This is a genomic window from Lachnospira hominis (ex Liu et al. 2021), from assembly GCF_014287955.1.
Classification (GTDB): domain Bacteria; phylum Bacillota; class Clostridia; order Lachnospirales; family Lachnospiraceae; genus Lachnospira; species Lachnospira hominis.
Genome location: NZ_JACOPD010000001.1, coordinates 403,738 through 418,681, shown reverse-complemented (window position 1 = coordinate 418,681; position 14,944 = coordinate 403,738). Strand labels below are relative to the sequence as shown.

Annotated in this window: 18 protein-coding genes; 16 read left to right on the top strand and 2 right to left on the bottom strand. The window is 36.0% G+C overall.

Annotated features, from left to right (window positions below; all coding sequences use genetic code 11):
• Window positions 1-4 precede the first annotated feature (4 nt).
• Window positions 5-718, bottom strand: a complete 714-nt coding sequence (locus H8S01_RS02030; protein WP_186835992.1) for a LytR/AlgR family response regulator transcription factor — start codon at window positions 716-718, stop codon at window positions 5-7.
• Window positions 719-961: 243 nt separating this feature from the next.
• On the opposite strand from H8S01_RS02030, the gene H8S01_RS02025 reads away from it, so the two are divergent.
• Window positions 962-1,234 carry a hypothetical protein gene (locus H8S01_RS02025; RefSeq protein ID WP_186835991.1) on the top strand — a complete coding sequence of 91 codons (273 nt, stop codon included), beginning with the start codon at window positions 962-964 and terminating at the stop codon, window positions 1,232-1,234.
• On the opposite strand, the gene bioB is transcribed toward H8S01_RS02025, so the two are convergent.
• The gene (bioB, locus tag H8S01_RS02020) at window positions 1,227-2,183 is read right to left on the bottom strand and encodes a biotin synthase BioB (RefSeq protein ID WP_021865134.1); all 957 of its coding nucleotides are present in this window, start codon (window positions 2,181-2,183) and stop codon (window positions 1,227-1,229) included. The genes H8S01_RS02025 and bioB overlap by 8 nt on opposite strands.
• Before the next feature lie 198 nt (window positions 2,184-2,381).
• Here bioB and H8S01_RS02015 point away from each other — a divergent pair, with 198 nt between their 5' ends.
• The 15 genes from H8S01_RS02015 to H8S01_RS01945 all read left to right on the top strand — a co-directional run bounded on the left by H8S01_RS02015 (window position 2,382) and on the right by H8S01_RS01945 (window position 14,918).
• Window positions 2,382-2,948 (top strand): biotin transporter BioY, encoded by a 567-nt coding sequence (locus H8S01_RS02015; protein WP_021865133.1) that lies wholly within the window; start codon window positions 2,382-2,384, stop codon window positions 2,946-2,948.
• A gap of 43 nt (window positions 2,949-2,991) precedes the next feature.
• Complete coding sequence (locus tag H8S01_RS02010) at window positions 2,992-3,204, top strand: hypothetical protein (protein ID WP_021865132.1); 213 nt, start codon at window positions 2,992-2,994, stop codon at window positions 3,202-3,204.
• A gap of 320 nt (window positions 3,205-3,524) precedes the next feature.
• The gene (locus tag H8S01_RS02005; protein WP_186835990.1) at window positions 3,525-3,893 is read left to right on the top strand and encodes a LytTR family DNA-binding domain-containing protein; all 369 of its coding nucleotides are present in this window, start codon (window positions 3,525-3,527) and stop codon (window positions 3,891-3,893) included.
• A 325-nt stretch (window positions 3,894-4,218) separates the two neighbouring features.
• A complete protein-coding gene (locus tag H8S01_RS02000) occupies window positions 4,219-4,947 on the top strand; it encodes a hypothetical protein (protein WP_186835989.1) in 729 nt (242 codons plus the stop codon).
• A 46-nt stretch (window positions 4,948-4,993) separates the two neighbouring features.
• On the top strand, window positions 4,994-5,731 hold the full coding sequence (locus H8S01_RS01995) for a hypothetical protein (RefSeq protein ID WP_186835988.1): 738 nt from the start codon (window positions 4,994-4,996) through the stop codon (window positions 5,729-5,731).
• A gap of 23 nt (window positions 5,732-5,754) precedes the next feature.
• Window positions 5,755-7,008 (top strand): hypothetical protein, encoded by a 1,254-nt coding sequence (locus H8S01_RS01990; protein WP_186835987.1) that lies wholly within the window; start codon window positions 5,755-5,757, stop codon window positions 7,006-7,008.
• A gap of 28 nt (window positions 7,009-7,036) precedes the next feature.
• A complete protein-coding gene (locus H8S01_RS01985; protein WP_186835986.1) occupies window positions 7,037-9,211 on the top strand; it encodes a hypothetical protein in 2,175 nt (724 codons plus the stop codon).
• Window positions 9,212-9,299: 88 nt separating this feature from the next.
• Complete coding sequence (locus tag H8S01_RS01980; protein ID WP_186835985.1) at window positions 9,300-10,151, top strand: hypothetical protein; 852 nt, start codon at window positions 9,300-9,302, stop codon at window positions 10,149-10,151.
• A gap of 147 nt (window positions 10,152-10,298) precedes the next feature.
• Window positions 10,299-10,673: a CidA/LrgA family protein gene (locus H8S01_RS01975; RefSeq protein WP_186835984.1), complete on the top strand. Its 375-nt coding sequence runs from the start codon at window positions 10,299-10,301 to the stop codon at window positions 10,671-10,673.
• Window positions 10,666-11,358 carry an LrgB family protein gene (locus H8S01_RS01970; protein WP_186836068.1) on the top strand — a complete coding sequence of 231 codons (693 nt, stop codon included), beginning with the start codon at window positions 10,666-10,668 and terminating at the stop codon, window positions 11,356-11,358. The genes H8S01_RS01975 and H8S01_RS01970 overlap by 8 nt, the downstream gene beginning before the upstream one ends.
• A 16-nt stretch (window positions 11,359-11,374) precedes the next feature.
• The gene (locus tag H8S01_RS01965) at window positions 11,375-11,950 is read left to right on the top strand and encodes an AAA family ATPase (RefSeq protein ID WP_021865663.1); all 576 of its coding nucleotides are present in this window, start codon (window positions 11,375-11,377) and stop codon (window positions 11,948-11,950) included.
• Window position 11,951: 1 nt separating this feature from the next.
• Entirely contained in the window at window positions 11,952-12,608 is a 657-nt protein-coding gene (locus H8S01_RS01960) for an HAD family hydrolase (protein ID WP_186835983.1), read from the top strand.
• A gap of 34 nt (window positions 12,609-12,642) precedes the next feature.
• Window positions 12,643-13,389, top strand: a complete 747-nt coding sequence (gene larB, locus H8S01_RS01955; RefSeq protein ID WP_186835982.1) for a nickel pincer cofactor biosynthesis protein LarB — start codon at window positions 12,643-12,645, stop codon at window positions 13,387-13,389.
• A 1-nt stretch (window position 13,390) separates the two neighbouring features.
• On the top strand, window positions 13,391-14,746 hold the full coding sequence (larC, locus tag H8S01_RS01950) for a nickel pincer cofactor biosynthesis protein LarC (RefSeq protein WP_279287858.1): 1,356 nt from the start codon (window positions 13,391-13,393) through the stop codon (window positions 14,744-14,746).
• Complete coding sequence (locus H8S01_RS01945; protein WP_021865659.1) at window positions 14,724-14,918, top strand: DUF6472 family protein; 195 nt, start codon at window positions 14,724-14,726, stop codon at window positions 14,916-14,918. The genes larC and H8S01_RS01945 overlap by 23 nt, the downstream gene beginning before the upstream one ends.
• Window positions 14,919-14,944: the final 26 nt, after the last annotated feature.

The following is a 14,944-nucleotide window of genomic DNA, read 5'->3' as shown; positions in this document are numbered from 1 at the left end:
ATTTTCAGTCCTCCATCTGGAATGCGAGATAATGTCGTTTAATATCGGCAACTCTTCGTTGTGCAAGTGGAATTATAAGTGAATTCTGCATATAAATATCTGTGGCGTTAATGTGTCGTATATAATTCATATTTACGAGAAAAGAGCGATGAACAAGAATAAATTCATGGTTATTTAAAAGAAATTCGCATACATTTGAAAATTTATCCGTACATTCGATTTTTTCATCGTTTTTTAAGTGATATATGACATGATGTTTTTGTGCTTCGACACAGATAATATTTGATAACATAATTTTGTGTACACCAATATTGCTCTTTATTACAACATATTTTTCTTGTTCATATTTTCTTTTTTCGACAATTTCGTTAATTGAATTTAAAAGACGATTTTTGTCAACAGGTTTTAATATGTAATCAGTTGCTTTGACACAGTAGCTTTCAACAGCGAATTCAGGTGAAGACGTAAGAAAAATAATATCGGAAGCTTTGTCAAAACTGCGTATTTCGGTTGCAAGATTCATACCGCTTAAGACGGGCATGACAATATCAAGAATATATATGTCGAATTTTTCTTTTTGTATAATAGAGGCAAGTTCTACACTGCTTCCGAATTTTGAAATATAAATATCGTATTTTTTTTCTTCAAAATAGTTATTTAGTATTTCACAAATGTTATTAAGTTCCGCAATATCGTCATCACAAACAGCAATTTTCATATGTAATCTCCGTAAATCCCGGTATGTCAAAAATTCTTTAATTGTTAAAATACCGAATAATAACAACATTATAACCCGCACTGATAAAAAATTCTAGTCACTCTACGCATCGTCGATTGAAAAAATTCATTTAAAATCGTAAGATTTTCATATGATAATGCCGATGCAGATAAGAATTACGCAGATTGCGAAGAGGAAAAGCGGGAACTTGCATTATATAAGGAAGAGATTGAAAAATATAATATGAGAAGAAAAAAGTTACATAAAAGTATAAGTATTATATGTGTTGCTGTCGGCATTGCACTGATAACAGCAGGAATATATTTTTTAAAGAATCCATACATGCAGACGTCTGAAGCCGTTCGCGGAAGTATTGACGGTCCCACAGCGGTTTATTTTGTGAAAAAACAGCCCGCAGTAGGAAGCGTCATATCCTGCATAACAGGAATTGTATGTATTGCGGCAGGAGTTGCCTTGACTGTAAAAGATACTCGTAATACATCAAAAATCAGATAACTTTATAGCCCATTTCTTTTATGGTGCGAATATCCTCATCCATTGAAATTCCTTTTACGGTCAGCATATTTCCCGTGATTGTCGCATTGGCACCTGATTTGAAACATGAAAAGCCGCTGTCGGGAAGATAATTTCTGCCTGCGGCTAATCTTATATATTGTTTCGGAAGTATAAAACGATAGAGAGCGGTTATTCTTAAAATTTCTTCTTTTGTAAGAGGAGCAAAATCGCCCATAGGTGTGCCTTTTATTGGATTTAAAAGATTAATCGGCACTGATGTGACATCAAGGTCACGCAGCGTGAATGCCATATCGATGCGGTCTTTCATTGTTTCACCGACACCGAAAATACCGCCGCTGCAAACTTCAAGCCCTGCTTTTTTTGCCGCAATTATTGTGGCGATTTTTTCGTCATATGTATGGCTTGTGCACAGGTACGGAAAATATCGTCTTGATGTCTCAAGGTTGTTATGTATTCTTACAACGCCTGCTTCTTTAAGTTTTCTGAATTGCTCTTCGCCCAGAAGACCGAAAGAGGTACAGACCGAAAGTTTAGTATCACGGCAGATTGCTTTGATTCCGCTGCATATTTTGTCAATATCTTTGTCGCTTACGCGTTTTCCGGATGATACCAGACAGTAGTGGCGTATATCGTGAAGATTACGGAGTCTTGCGTGTCTTAAAAGAAGCTCCGGTGAAATCATTGCATGGGCTTTGACGGGAATCTTTGCACATGTTGACTGTGAACAGTAAACGCAGTTTTCGGAACATTTTCCGCCTTTTACATTGACAACGGCACATATGTCAAAGTCATTTCCAAAAAATGTGTGCTGTATTTCATCGGCGGCTTTGCACAAATCATCAAGGTCTGCTTCGGAAAGAAACAAAGCATCGTCGATTGTAATTAACCCGCCTGATATTACTTTATCTTTTAAATCATTTATTGTCATAAAAATAACCTGCTTTCTGATAAAAATATTAACTGGTAAAACAATCATAATATAAAAAATATTAATAAATGATATTATAATCAGTAAAATGTATATTGTCAACGAAATGTAAACTACAATGAAATAAAGGTTGACAATCAAGAGGGCGTTTATTATACTTGCTTTAGACAAAATATATACGAGTGAGGTATAATAAAAATGGAAACACCAACAAAACCAGTAGCGGGTGCAAAACCTGCATTTACAACACAAAGCTTAGTCATGATGGCTATATTTGCTGCAATTTTATGTATTTCTGCATATATCAGCATACCGATTCCGGTTCCCGGAGCACCGCATATTACACTGCTTAACTTTGTAATTCTTCTTATTGCATTGTTATTTCCGCTTCAGCAGTCATTTTTTATCATTCTTGTATGGATGCTTCTCGGTGTGGTAGGACTTCCTGTATTTATCGGCGGCGGTGCCGGAACAGGTTATTTAATCGGACCATGGGGCGGTTATACTGCAACATTTATTCTCGTTGCTGTAATTCTTCCGCTTATCAGAGGTAAAAAATATAACCGTATAAGATATACACTTTCTGCTATTGCGGGTGCGTTGATTATTGACATTCTTGGAATGTTCTGGCTTATGGCACAGAATCATCTTAATTTACAGAGTGCATTTTTAATCGGATTTGTGCCGTTTATTCCGCTTGATTTGGTAAAATCAATAGTTGCGGCTCAGATAGTTCCCGCATTTAAAAATATTATTAAAAATTAACGGTTTTGTCAGTGCTTTCAAAAAACAAGTACGAGGCATAATTATGGATAATATTTATACAGTTATAAGAATTGACGAACCTGATTTCGGGTGCGAAGGTCTTCCTGACGGAGCGGTTTACAAAGACATTGTAAGAATTAAGGATAGTTCGGGCAATGAAAAGCAGCTTGAAATCGCAGATGCGTATTTATATGAAAATGATATTAACGAGGGGGACAGCGTGATTATATCGGATGGAAGTATTGTAAAGGTGTAAACTAAGCGGAACATGATTTATGGAGAAAACTTCATTTATCATGTTCCTTTTTTATTTACGCGTGTAACGAGCCAAAGTCCGTGCTTGCACGAGACCTTGGCGACTGCCGCGATAACTTGAGAAACTCGCGGAGCGTGTTTCTCATAGTTATGGGTCGTGACCCTGTTGAGCCAACGAAGCACACGAAATGATTTGTGGCAATAAAATAAAAACTGTTTAAAAATTACAATATACTTGACAATATATGACTAAAGTGTGATTATATAGCTATAATATTTGTTTTGAAATGAGTACATTATGAATGAGAGGTGCAAAAGAATATGGGGATAAAAAATATTTCCGATAACAGAGAACAAATCAGAGTAAGTAAAGACAGAATATTTTATAATATAAATATGCGTGATATAGATTATATTAGGGCATATAACAGTGAGACGCAGATTTTTGCCAAAGGTGAAACATTCAGGAGTGACGATTCACTTGTTGCAGTGGAAGAAATCCTTGATAAGTGTGTCTTTTTTAAAATATCAAGGTCTTATGTTGTGAATATACAACGAATTAAAGAGCTGGACGAGGCAGGACGACGTATAAAGATATACGATGAATTCATACCTGTGACAGCGAGAAAAATGAGTGCGTTAAAAAAGGCTTGTGTTGAATATAAGCTTAACAGAGGGGAGAATTCTTAGAATCAGTCTAAAAAAATCTTTTTAATAAATTCCCTGACAGTACAATAGAATAACAGTTTGAATTGTGTGAAAAATATACACAAAAAGAGTTATACCCCTCGTTCACGGAGTTATCATTGAAAATAGTGTCGAATAATGTAATATAAAATCAGACAGTGCCAAACTTCAGTACGGAGTGGATAAAGTTGAAGCCAATTATTATTTTTATACAAGTGAAGGGTATGAACATTCACAGTATGTAAATGCGGGAAATTAATATTTAAACAGAAGTTCCTGTCAACGTATATCAGTAAAAAGATATACGTTGACAGTTTGGGAGGTTGTTATGATGAAGTTCAAAAATACGTTAATAATTTTTTTAGGTATTATAGCAATTATTTTTGTAGGCTGCAAAGAAAAAAAGGCAACACATGAATCGGGTGCTCTTGAGGAACCTAAAGTAGAAACATACGAAGAAAATGGGGTTAATTTTACAAGAGAAAGTTATATAGGATATGAGATAACATATCCCAGTTTAGATAAAAAAATAGTTGATAAAACTTTTATTCAATACGGCGACAATCAATATACATGTTATGGGTATGAGAAGCCTGCACACAGTGTTAATGAAACTTATAAAGGAGAGCCGTATCATTTATGGACATATCATAAATTATGGACATTACCTGATGACATAAGCAGGGAAAATTTATCTGATGTTACATATACTGTGTATAACAGAACCGGAACATTTGTAAAAGAATTGCAGACAAGTAAAGTTATCGAAAATGCACAGTTATCGGGAGGGTATAAATTAGACTCAAGTTGTACAGTTACATCAGATTATACGGGAGATTTATATTTGTGTATTGTGTCGGAATATTATGGCTTTGTTGAAAAAATGACAAGCGAAACAAAGGAGTTGTCATTTGACCAAACAATAATAGGCGTAAACGCAAGGTATGCAGATGGAAGTACAGAAAATGCTTATTACAGCATTGAATATTATCCTGAAGGAAATAAAAAAGAACCATATAAAATCTACTATATATACCGCCTTACATTAGAAGAATAAAATGAGTACAAACAGAAGATATACGTTGGCAGTTTGGGAGGTTGTTATGATGAAGTTCAAAAATACATTAATAATTTTTTTAGGTATTATAGCAATTATTTTTGCGGGCTGCAAAGAAAAAAAGGCAACACATGAATCGGGGATTATAGCAGAACCTCAGAAATCAGAAACATATGAAGAGAATGGAATATCATATAAGAAAGAAAAATATTTGAGTTATGAGATAACATATCCTGTTTTAAATAAAAATATAAAAGATAAGTCATTTGTGCAATATATTGATTATCAGTGTTATTGGTGTGGATATAACAGACCGACAAGTGACCCGAGCGATTCTTATAAAGGTGAACCATACGATTTGCAAATATATCATAAAGAGTGGGAACTTCCGGCAGATATAGAAAAGCAAAATATCAGTGAAATAACATATACAGTGTATAACAAACCGGGAACATTTGTAAATGAATATCAGCAGGCAAAAATTGTAAGACAAGCTCAGTCAAACGGAGGATATAACCCGTCACCATACATTACAATTAGCGGAGACTGTAACGATATAGTATATCTTGCCGTGATTGCAGAGTATTATGGTAGGGCAGATGACCATGAGAATTCATCTATATTATATCAGAATTCATTTAACGATACAATAATAGGGGTTAAGGTAAAGTATAATGATGAAAGTGTAAAAGAAGCATATTATATTTTGGAATTTAACGAAAATATGCCACCAAAAGAGTCGGACAAAATGTTTATATTATACCGCCTTACATTAGAAGAATAAAATGAGTAAACGGAGGGATGCGTATGACAAAAAAATTAATAGCTGTTGTAATGATTATTTGTATTGGAATAACGGCTTTGACGGGGTGCGGTAAAAAAACAGTATCTAAAGCTGTTTTAAAAAATGATATGGAAAAAACAGAGATTAATGATATAGGCGTGTCAAAAGATGATTCGCAGCCGTATTGGGGTACATATGTGCACACATTTGCGGCGGCTGATGGCGGATATTATTATATAGGTAAATGGAATAACGCTTTTTTCCTGTTGTTTTTTGATAAAGATACCAAGGAATGTTATCCGGTGTGCGGGAAAGCGGATTGCACACATGATAATATGGAATGTAATGCCTATGTGGGGTACCAGTATTCAAAGAACAGACAGACAACAACATATTATTTGGACAGTGCGGTTTATTATTACAAAGATAATGTATATCTTCTTGATACGAATGGGTATCTTGTAAGATTTTCAACTGACGGAAGTACAAGGGAAAAAATAGCCGTTGTATATGCGTATGGTGGTGAGAGCGGAACCAATCTCGTGTTCCATGATGACTATGTGTATGTATACAATCTGCTTGGACATTTGGGAAATGAAGAAGAGGCTGTAGAGACAATAAAGCGTTATTCGCTTGATGGTAAAAAAGAAGAGACAGTTCTGGAATATACAGGTACAGGTGCCGCAATAACAAGGGCAAAAAGCTATGGGGAAAGACTCTACTTTCTTATAGAAACAGCGACAATGAGTAAAGACGAAAAAGCAAATAAGGTAATTATGAACAGCAGATACAACAGTCTTTATGCGTATGATTATAAGACCGGAACAGCAGGCAAAGTATTAGAAGGCAGTATAACAGATTATTGTATAGATGAAGTGTCAGGGAATATTTATTATTATGAATATAATGATGGCATGTATTGCTATAACGTAAAATCAAAAGAAAAAAATAAAATTTTTGACGGAAGCGAAGAAACCAGAAAAATGGAACTCTCTTTTGATGGAAAATATGTATATGCAGATAATCGTTTCTGGTCGATTGAAGCCGCAAGAAGTTACCAGACATATGACAGAAAATGTGTCGTATATTCAACAGATGGCAAGCTTATAAATACAATTAGCTGCAAAGGTGAAACATTTGCATTTTTTGGAGATGAGGATTATATGTTTGCGGAGGTTGAATTTGAGGAAAAAAGCTCAAGCGGTTCAAAGAGCGGACTTGCTTATATTAAAAAAGACGATATGGGTAAAGAATGTAAGTGGACAGAACTTAAATAATAAAAATGTCGTGTTATGGGGGTGAAGTATGCAGGAATATAAAAGGATATTAACTAAAAAATTAATTATAACAGTTATATTGTGTATGCTTCTTAATATAGCACTTTTTTTGTACGGCCAGCTTGAAGGACGAAATATTAATGATGTAATATCCGACAGCAGGCAGTATTCCGATTTAATCAGCCGTTTGAAAACGCAGAGAGAAGAATCGGATTTTGAGGGAATGTTTGAAGATGTTACACAGATTATAAAACAGGATAAAGAAGATGGTAAAGAATCATCGGCATCACTTGTAAGACTGAGAAAGAAACTTAAATATTTATCGGGTTTTACAAGTCAGGTAAACGAATGTCTTCAACAGGCGGAACAGATGCGTGGAAAGAAGCTGTTTTCAAATAAAAAAAGTTATTCATATAACAATATCTTAAAGACGGCTGAGGATTATAGCAGGATAGCTGATGTTAAGGTTGTGCTTGTGAATGATATGTGCATTGAAAAGACAATAGAATATAAATATACATATTATTTGCTGGCTGTATGTATGATTGTGATGATATATGAGTGCTTTAAGGAACGTGATAACGGCATGTGGCAGATAGTTCACAGTTCAAAAAGCGGACGTATGATACTTGCGTTGAAAAGATTTATATTTGTGTGGATATATGCGTTTGTGCTTACATTCATATATTTTGTATCAACAGTTATTGCATCTGTTTTGTTATACGGAGTATCTGGAATATGGAAAGCACCTGTTCAGTCGATAGAGACGATGAGCGGATTTACAATAAAATGCAATATGGCGGCATATATGTGTCTGCTCTGTTTAATTGCATCGTTTGTACTTGCAATGTTCGGAAGTATAATTTTGGCATTATTTACTGTTATAAGAAACAGAAATGTTGTACTTATAGGCAGTGTAATATTTGCGGGAGCCGAGTATCTGCTTTATAAAAATATAAGTTTGCAGAGCCGTATAAGTTTTCTGAGAGTGGTTAATATTATTAATTTTTTTGATATTAATACACTTTTGTCGAAATATGCAAATTGGGGATTTAAAACATTTGTTGTCTCATCAAAAGTTTTAATTATAACCGGAATGGCAGTTGTAACAATAATAATGTCTGTGGCGGCACTTATAAAGAGTGTTACATTGAGACCATTCGGAGCACAAAATGTGCTAAAAAAATTGTTTGATAAAGCGGGAGAGTTATATCAGAGAATATTTGCGTTATATCCGCCTGTAATTAAAGAAATGCATAAACTGATATTTACGGGAAAAGGATTTTTTGTAATTGCAATAGGACTTGTTCTTACATTATATATATGCGGTTCGGGGAAAATGGTATTTTCCGAGTCACAAAAGGAATATGATAATATATATATTCAAAAAGGCGGAGAAGATTATTCACAGCTAAAGAGTGAGATTGATGAACTTAACAGCAGGTATGACAGTATTCAGAAACAGCTTAAAGATATGCAGGAGGCATATAAAAACCGGGAAGTTTCGGATGACGAATTTCTTTATGCTGTAAATGCGGCACAGACGTTAAAATATGCAATTCAGAATAAAGAAGAATTAATAAATAAAATAGATTATCTTGCAAATATAGAAAATCAATATAATAAAAAAGGATGGCTTATCTCTGACAGGGGATATGAGCAGTTTTTTGGAAAGTATGGTAGACTTAGGGAATGTGTACTTGTCGGACTTATGGCTGCAATAATATTTATTGTGGTTTCAAGAGGGGCAGAAATACGATATTCAACGGGTATGAATATTATTGAGAATACATCGGCAGAGGGAAGAAAAAAACTTGCTTTAAAGCGGGATTTTGCAGCTATTATTTTTTCTGCGGCGGTTGTACTTATATTAAGTATAGTTGATTTGGGATTTGTAAGCCGAATGTATAATCTGACGTATAAAAATGCTCCGCTTGTGAGTCTTTCATTTATCGGGGATTATCTTGGAAAAGGAATCGGCAGAAATGCTGTCATACAAAAAATTATATTGTCATCAAGTATAGCAGGATTTCTTATTATAAGAATTGTATTGAGAATAATAACTGGATTTGTTGTTACGGCAGCGGCTTTATTGTCGGGAACTTTTGCCGCCAGAAAGAAAAATGCAGCAGTGGTTCCTATTGTAATGGCTGTAGTTGTATTGATTACAGTATTTATTTTTAACGGACTTGCAATATTTTAAATATTGTAATTATTTATGAAGTGTAAACTAAAAATCTTTTTGTCATATATTATAGTATAACGGAATATATGAAAGGAAACTATTGAATATGGCAAGATTTACAAATCAGGCACAACTTCGTTACGGCAATGCCGTTACAAATTCCAATATAGCGGTAGGAGAAATTCTGGAGGTGCTCTCGGCTACAAAAACGGCAGTGAGAAATACCTACGGACAGAGTGATACAGTTACGTATATTGTCAGTATTGTAAATTCGGGAACAACTCCGATTACAGGTATTTCAGTAACTGATAATCTTGGAGAATATACATTTGGAACAACAACACTTGTTCCACTTACGTATATTGACGGAACTGTAAAATATTATGTAAATGGTGTACTACAGCCATCAGCTGTTGTTACAGCCGGACCGCCACTTGTAGTGTCAGGAATAACGGTTCCGGCAGGAGGCAGTGTTACAGTTGCATATGAGGCAGCAGTTAATGAATTTGCACCACTTGATACAACTTCAGTTATAAATAATACAGCAATTGTTGCCGGAACAGGCATAACACCTATTACAGCTGAAGAAGAAATAACTGTAGAAAGTACGCCGGTTCTTACAATTACTAAATCTGTAAGTCCTGTTCCTGTTACGGAAAACGGTACACTGACATACACATTTTTAATACAAAATTCCGGTAACGTGGCAGCAGATGCTTCTACGGGAGTTGTGGTTACAGACGTGTTTGACCCTGTGCTGTCAAATATTTCCGTTACGTTTAATCAGACAGCATGGAGTTCACCTGCCAATTATTCTTATAATGAAACCACGGGAGCGTTTGCAACCAATTCGGGTCAGATAACGGTTCCTGCGGCGACATTTACACGGGACGAAGTAACGGGCGTGTGGAATATAAGTCCGGGAATAAGCACTTTGGTGGCAACAGGTACTATTTAATATATCAAGAATTAGAAAAGTATAGAATGGGCGAGGGCTGTAACGGCAATCGCCTGTTTTTTTTATGTTTATGCCGAAAAGTCTATTGACACAGCCGCAAAAAGGGAGTACACATTTGTTGAGAAAAGACGAAATGAGGAAAAATATATGAAGTACGTAAAGCAGTTTCTTATCATTATAGGAATATCGCTTGCCGGCGAAATATTAAAATATATTCTGCCGCTTCCGATTCCTGCAAGCATTTATGGAATGGCAATTCTTTTCATTGCACTTTTAACAGGTATAATTAAGTTGAAAGATGTACGTGAGACAGGAAAGTTTCTTATTGAAATTATGCCTCTTATGTTCATTCCTGCCGGTGTGGGACTTATGTCATCATGGGGCGTGTTAAAGCCTCTTCTTGTACCAGTCAGTGTTATAACAGTTGTTTCACTTGTTGTAGTTATGGCAGCAGGCGGTCTTGTGTCACAGGCAGTTATCAGAATTACAATAAAGAAAAATGGAGAGAATTATGATGAATGAATTTTTTATTAACTCAGCATTCGCAGGGGTTACAATAAGCCTTGTTTCATATATGCTTGGCATGTATCTGAAGAAAAGGTTTAAACTTGGAATATTTAATCCGCTTCTTATAGCAATTGCAGTTACAATGGTAATATTATTTGCACTTAACGTTGATTATGATACATATAATACGGGAGCAAAATATCTTAGCTGGCTTCTGACACCATCAACAGTGTGCCTTGCAATACCGCTTTATGAGCAGATATCACTTCTTAAAAAGAATTTTGCGGCAGTTGCGGCAGGAATTGTTGCCGGAGTGCTTGCCAGCCTTTTATCAATATTTATTATGGCAAAGCTTTTTGGACTTGGCCATACCGAGTATGTGACACTTCTTCCAAAGTCAATAACAACAGCAATCGGTATGGGTGTCTCTGAAGAACTTGGTGGTTACGTTACAATTACAGTTGCAGTAATAGTTATCACTGGTGTACTTGGAAATATATTTGCAGAACTTATCTGTAAAATATTCAGAATAAATGAACCAATAGCTAAGGGAATTGCAATTGGTTCAGCTTCACATGCAATAGGAACAGCAAAAGCTATGGAAATGGGTGAAATTGAGGGTGCAATGAGCAGTCTTTCAATAGCGGTTGCGGGAATTCTTACAGTATTTGGGGCAACACTTTTCAGTAATTTTATGTAATTGGAGGTTTTTGGCTATGATTATTACAATCGCAAGAGAATGTGGATGCTATGGTGATTTGATTGGAGAAAAGCTGGGAGAAAAACTTGGAATTCCTGTATACGATAAAAAGTCCGTAACACAGATGGCAAAAGAGGCCGGAATTTATAGCAAATATCCAAATTTCTTTTCGGAGAAACAGGCAAATGAGTTTCTTGCTGCAATTATATCGGATGAGTGTGAGACAGTGAAAGATACTCCCCAAAAAGCACTCAGTGCTGTAATAAAAGATGAATCATTTCTTTTAATAGGCAGATGTGGTAATTTTGCATATGGCACAGACCATAATGTTTTAAGAATATTTTTAAGTGGAAACAGACAGATACGCGTTGGAAATATTATGAAAAAACACAATGTGAATGTGCGTGAAGCAGAAAATACGGTTGATTCGACAGATGAGAGAAGAGCAGCATATCATAAGTATTATACAGATGAGACATGGGGATATGCGGGCAATTATGATTTGTGTCTTGATGCATGCAGACTTGGAGTAGACGGAGTTATAGATATAGTGTTACAATATATTAAAAAGACCGGAATGGAGAAAGATTAGCATGAGCTATAAACTTGCGATATTTGATTTGGACGGAACGCTACTCAATACAATAAGAGATCTTGCAGATAGTGTGAATTATGCACTTGAAAAAAATGGTTTTCCCAAAAGAACGCTTGAAGAAGTAACAAAATTCGTAGGTAACGGAATACGGCAACTGGTTGTGCGTGCTGTTCCAAAAGGAACAGATGAGCACATGACAGATGTTGTGTTTGAAGATTTCAAGGAATATTATGGAAAACATTGTGCTGATAAGACAGAAAAATATCCGGGAATTGATTATGTACTGGATTCGCTTCACAAAGAAAGATGCAGGACAGCAGTTATATCAAACAAGGCTGATTATGCAGTAAAAATATTGTGTGATGATTTTTTCCCGGGTAAATTTGATGCTGTATATGGTGAGCGTGAAAGCATGGGAATCAAAAAAAAGCCTGACCCGCAGGCGGTTCTTGCTGTTCTTGACGAATTTAAAACAGACAGAAAAGATGCGGTTTATATCGGTGATTCCGAAGTTGATATTGCAACAGCAAAAAATGCAGGAGTTGATGGAATAATAGTTTCGTGGGGATTCCGTGAAAAGGAAATTCTGATTCAGAACGGAGCGGAATGTATAGTAGATACATCACAGGAACTTGTCGATAAAATACTTGGATGATACAAATATAATTATAATCACGGAGAGTGAAAATATGGATACAAGAACAATTTTGCGAAAAGTAAAAGATGGAAGTCTTTCTATAGATGAGGCGGAACTTGCGTTTGGAAGACAGCCATATGAAGAGTTAGGATACGCCAAACTTGATGAAAACAGGAAAGTACGCCAGGGATTTCCAGAGGTTATATATTGCAGTAACAAACCTGATGATTATCTTGTATCTATTTATTGTAAAATGTTTGAAGAAAATGGCGAAGTGTTTGGCACAAGAGCTTCAATACATCAGTATGAAATAGTAAAGAAGAAACTTCCACAGGTTCAGTATGATGAGGTTTCCCAAATATTAAAGATAGAAAAAAACGACAAAAAGCTGACTGGAAGAATTGCTGTGTGCAGTGCTGGAACAGCTGATATTCCGGTTGCAGAAGAAGCAGCACAGACAGCAGAATTTTTTGGAACATACGTTGACAGAATCTATGATGTAGGAGTAAGCGGTCTTCACAGACTGTTGTCAAAGATGGAAGTTATACAGAAAGCAAATTGTGTTGTTGCCGTTGCCGGAATGGAAGGAGCTTTGGCAAGCGTTCTTGGTGGTCTTGTGAAAAATCCGATTATTGCTGTGCCTACGTCGGTCGGTTACGGTGCAAGCATGGGTGGTCTTTCGGCACTTCTTACAATGATTAATTCGTGTGCCAACGGTGTTACAGTTGTAAACATTGATAATGGATTTGGTGCCGGATATGTTGCAACACAGATTAACAGACTTGCGGGAGGAAAATAATTTGGCAAAAAAGAAAACATTATATTGGGAATGTAGTTCAGGAATCAGCGGGGATATGGCAGTTGCATCGCTTCTCGATGCCGGTGCAGACGAAAAAGTCCTGCTTGAAGTATTAAAAACAATTCCTGCACATGGATTTGATATAAAAATAAGCAGAGTAAGCAAGTCAGGTCTTGACTGTTGTGATTTTAATGTTGAGCTTGATAAAGATCATGAAAATCATGACCACGATATGGAGTATCTTTTTGGACATGACCACATACACAGTCATGAGCATATGGAAGAACATGTCTATAATGAAGACCACACACATTTACAAGAAGATACACATCATCATGAGCATAGAAATTTAGCTGATGTTATTGCTATAATAGATAAAACTCATATGACAGAAAATGCAAGAGCACTGGCTGTAAAGATATTTACAATTCTGGCACAGGCTGAAGCAAAAGCACATGGAACAGACATAAATCATGTCCATTTTCATGAGGTCGGGGCAATAGACTCGATTGCTGATATAATTGCGGTGTCAGTATGCCTTGATAATCTGGCAGTTGACGAGGTGTGCATACCATCGATGAATGAGGGCTGTGGAACTGTACGCTGCCAGCACGGAATACTTCCGGTTCCGGTGCCGGCTGTTGCCAATATAATTGCAGAGTATGGAATTGCAGTTAATCAGATGGATATAAAAGGTGAATTTATAACACCGACAGGTGCTGCGGTTGCGGCTGCGGTAAGAACTACAGACAGGCTTCCGGATAAGTATATAATCAAAAAAATCGGTATCGGTGCGGGGAAACGTACATACGAAAGACCAAGCATTTTGAGGGCGATGATTATAGAGACCGACGCAGAATCAGAGTGTGGCAAAGCCAATACCGGCTGTGAAGAGGCAGATTATATATATAAACTTGAGAGCAATATAGACGACTGCACAGGTGAAATATTGGGATATGTCATGGACCGTCTTTATAATGCCGGTGCGAGGGAAGTTAATTACATGCCTGTTTTTATGAAGAAGAACAGACCGGGATGGCTTATTACGGTTATCTGCAAAGAGGAAAATATTAAAACTCTAGAAAATATAATATTTGCAGAGACAACAACTATAGGAATCCGCAGGCAGAAAATGGAGAGGACAATTTTAAAAAGAGAAATTTCCGAGATTGCCACACCGCTTGGAAATGCGGTTGTCAAGGTATGTGATTCCGGTGATTCAAAAGTATTTTATCCGGAATACGAAAGTGCGGCAGCTATTGCCAAAAAAAATAATGTGCCGCTTAAAGAAGTATATGATATTATAAAGAGAGAAATTAATTCAGGAGGACAATGTGGTAAAAAAGAAAAAGACTGAGACAAGCTGTGATTTTTGTAATAATCTTGTTTATGATGATGAAATTGAATCATACGTGTGTGACGTAAACATGGACGAGGACGATTATGCAAGATTTTTAAGTTCAAGCAGAACATATTGTCCGTATTATCAGAGCAATGACGAGTACAAGATTGTTCGTCATCAGATGTAAACGCAGACACGAAACGGAGAATTATT

Coding starts and splice junctions, on each gene's coding strand:
- H8S01_RS02030 (WP_186835992.1), bottom strand. CDS start 718: ATGAAAATTGCTGTTTGTGATGACGATATTGCGGAACTTAATAACATT.
- H8S01_RS02025 (WP_186835991.1), top strand. CDS start 962: ATGAGAAGAAAAAAGTTACATAAAAGTATAAGTATTATATGTGTTGCT.
- bioB (WP_021865134.1), bottom strand. CDS start 2,183: ATGACAATAAATGATTTAAAAGATAAAGTAATATCAGGCGGGTTAATT.
- H8S01_RS02015 (WP_021865133.1), top strand. CDS start 2,382: ATGGAAACACCAACAAAACCAGTAGCGGGTGCAAAACCTGCATTTACA.
- H8S01_RS02010 (WP_021865132.1), top strand. CDS start 2,992: ATGGATAATATTTATACAGTTATAAGAATTGACGAACCTGATTTCGGG.
- H8S01_RS02005 (WP_186835990.1), top strand. CDS start 3,525: ATGGGGATAAAAAATATTTCCGATAACAGAGAACAAATCAGAGTAAGT.
- H8S01_RS02000 (WP_186835989.1), top strand. CDS start 4,219: ATGATGAAGTTCAAAAATACGTTAATAATTTTTTTAGGTATTATAGCA.
- H8S01_RS01995 (WP_186835988.1), top strand. CDS start 4,994: ATGATGAAGTTCAAAAATACATTAATAATTTTTTTAGGTATTATAGCA.
- H8S01_RS01990 (WP_186835987.1), top strand. CDS start 5,755: ATGACAAAAAAATTAATAGCTGTTGTAATGATTATTTGTATTGGAATA.
- H8S01_RS01985 (WP_186835986.1), top strand. CDS start 7,037: ATGCAGGAATATAAAAGGATATTAACTAAAAAATTAATTATAACAGTT.
- H8S01_RS01980 (WP_186835985.1), top strand. CDS start 9,300: ATGGCAAGATTTACAAATCAGGCACAACTTCGTTACGGCAATGCCGTT.
- H8S01_RS01975 (WP_186835984.1), top strand. CDS start 10,299: ATGAAGTACGTAAAGCAGTTTCTTATCATTATAGGAATATCGCTTGCC.
- H8S01_RS01970 (WP_186836068.1), top strand. CDS start 10,666: ATGAATGAATTTTTTATTAACTCAGCATTCGCAGGGGTTACAATAAGC.
- H8S01_RS01965 (WP_021865663.1), top strand. CDS start 11,375: ATGATTATTACAATCGCAAGAGAATGTGGATGCTATGGTGATTTGATT.
- H8S01_RS01960 (WP_186835983.1), top strand. CDS start 11,952: ATGAGCTATAAACTTGCGATATTTGATTTGGACGGAACGCTACTCAAT.
- larB (WP_186835982.1), top strand. CDS start 12,643: ATGGATACAAGAACAATTTTGCGAAAAGTAAAAGATGGAAGTCTTTCT.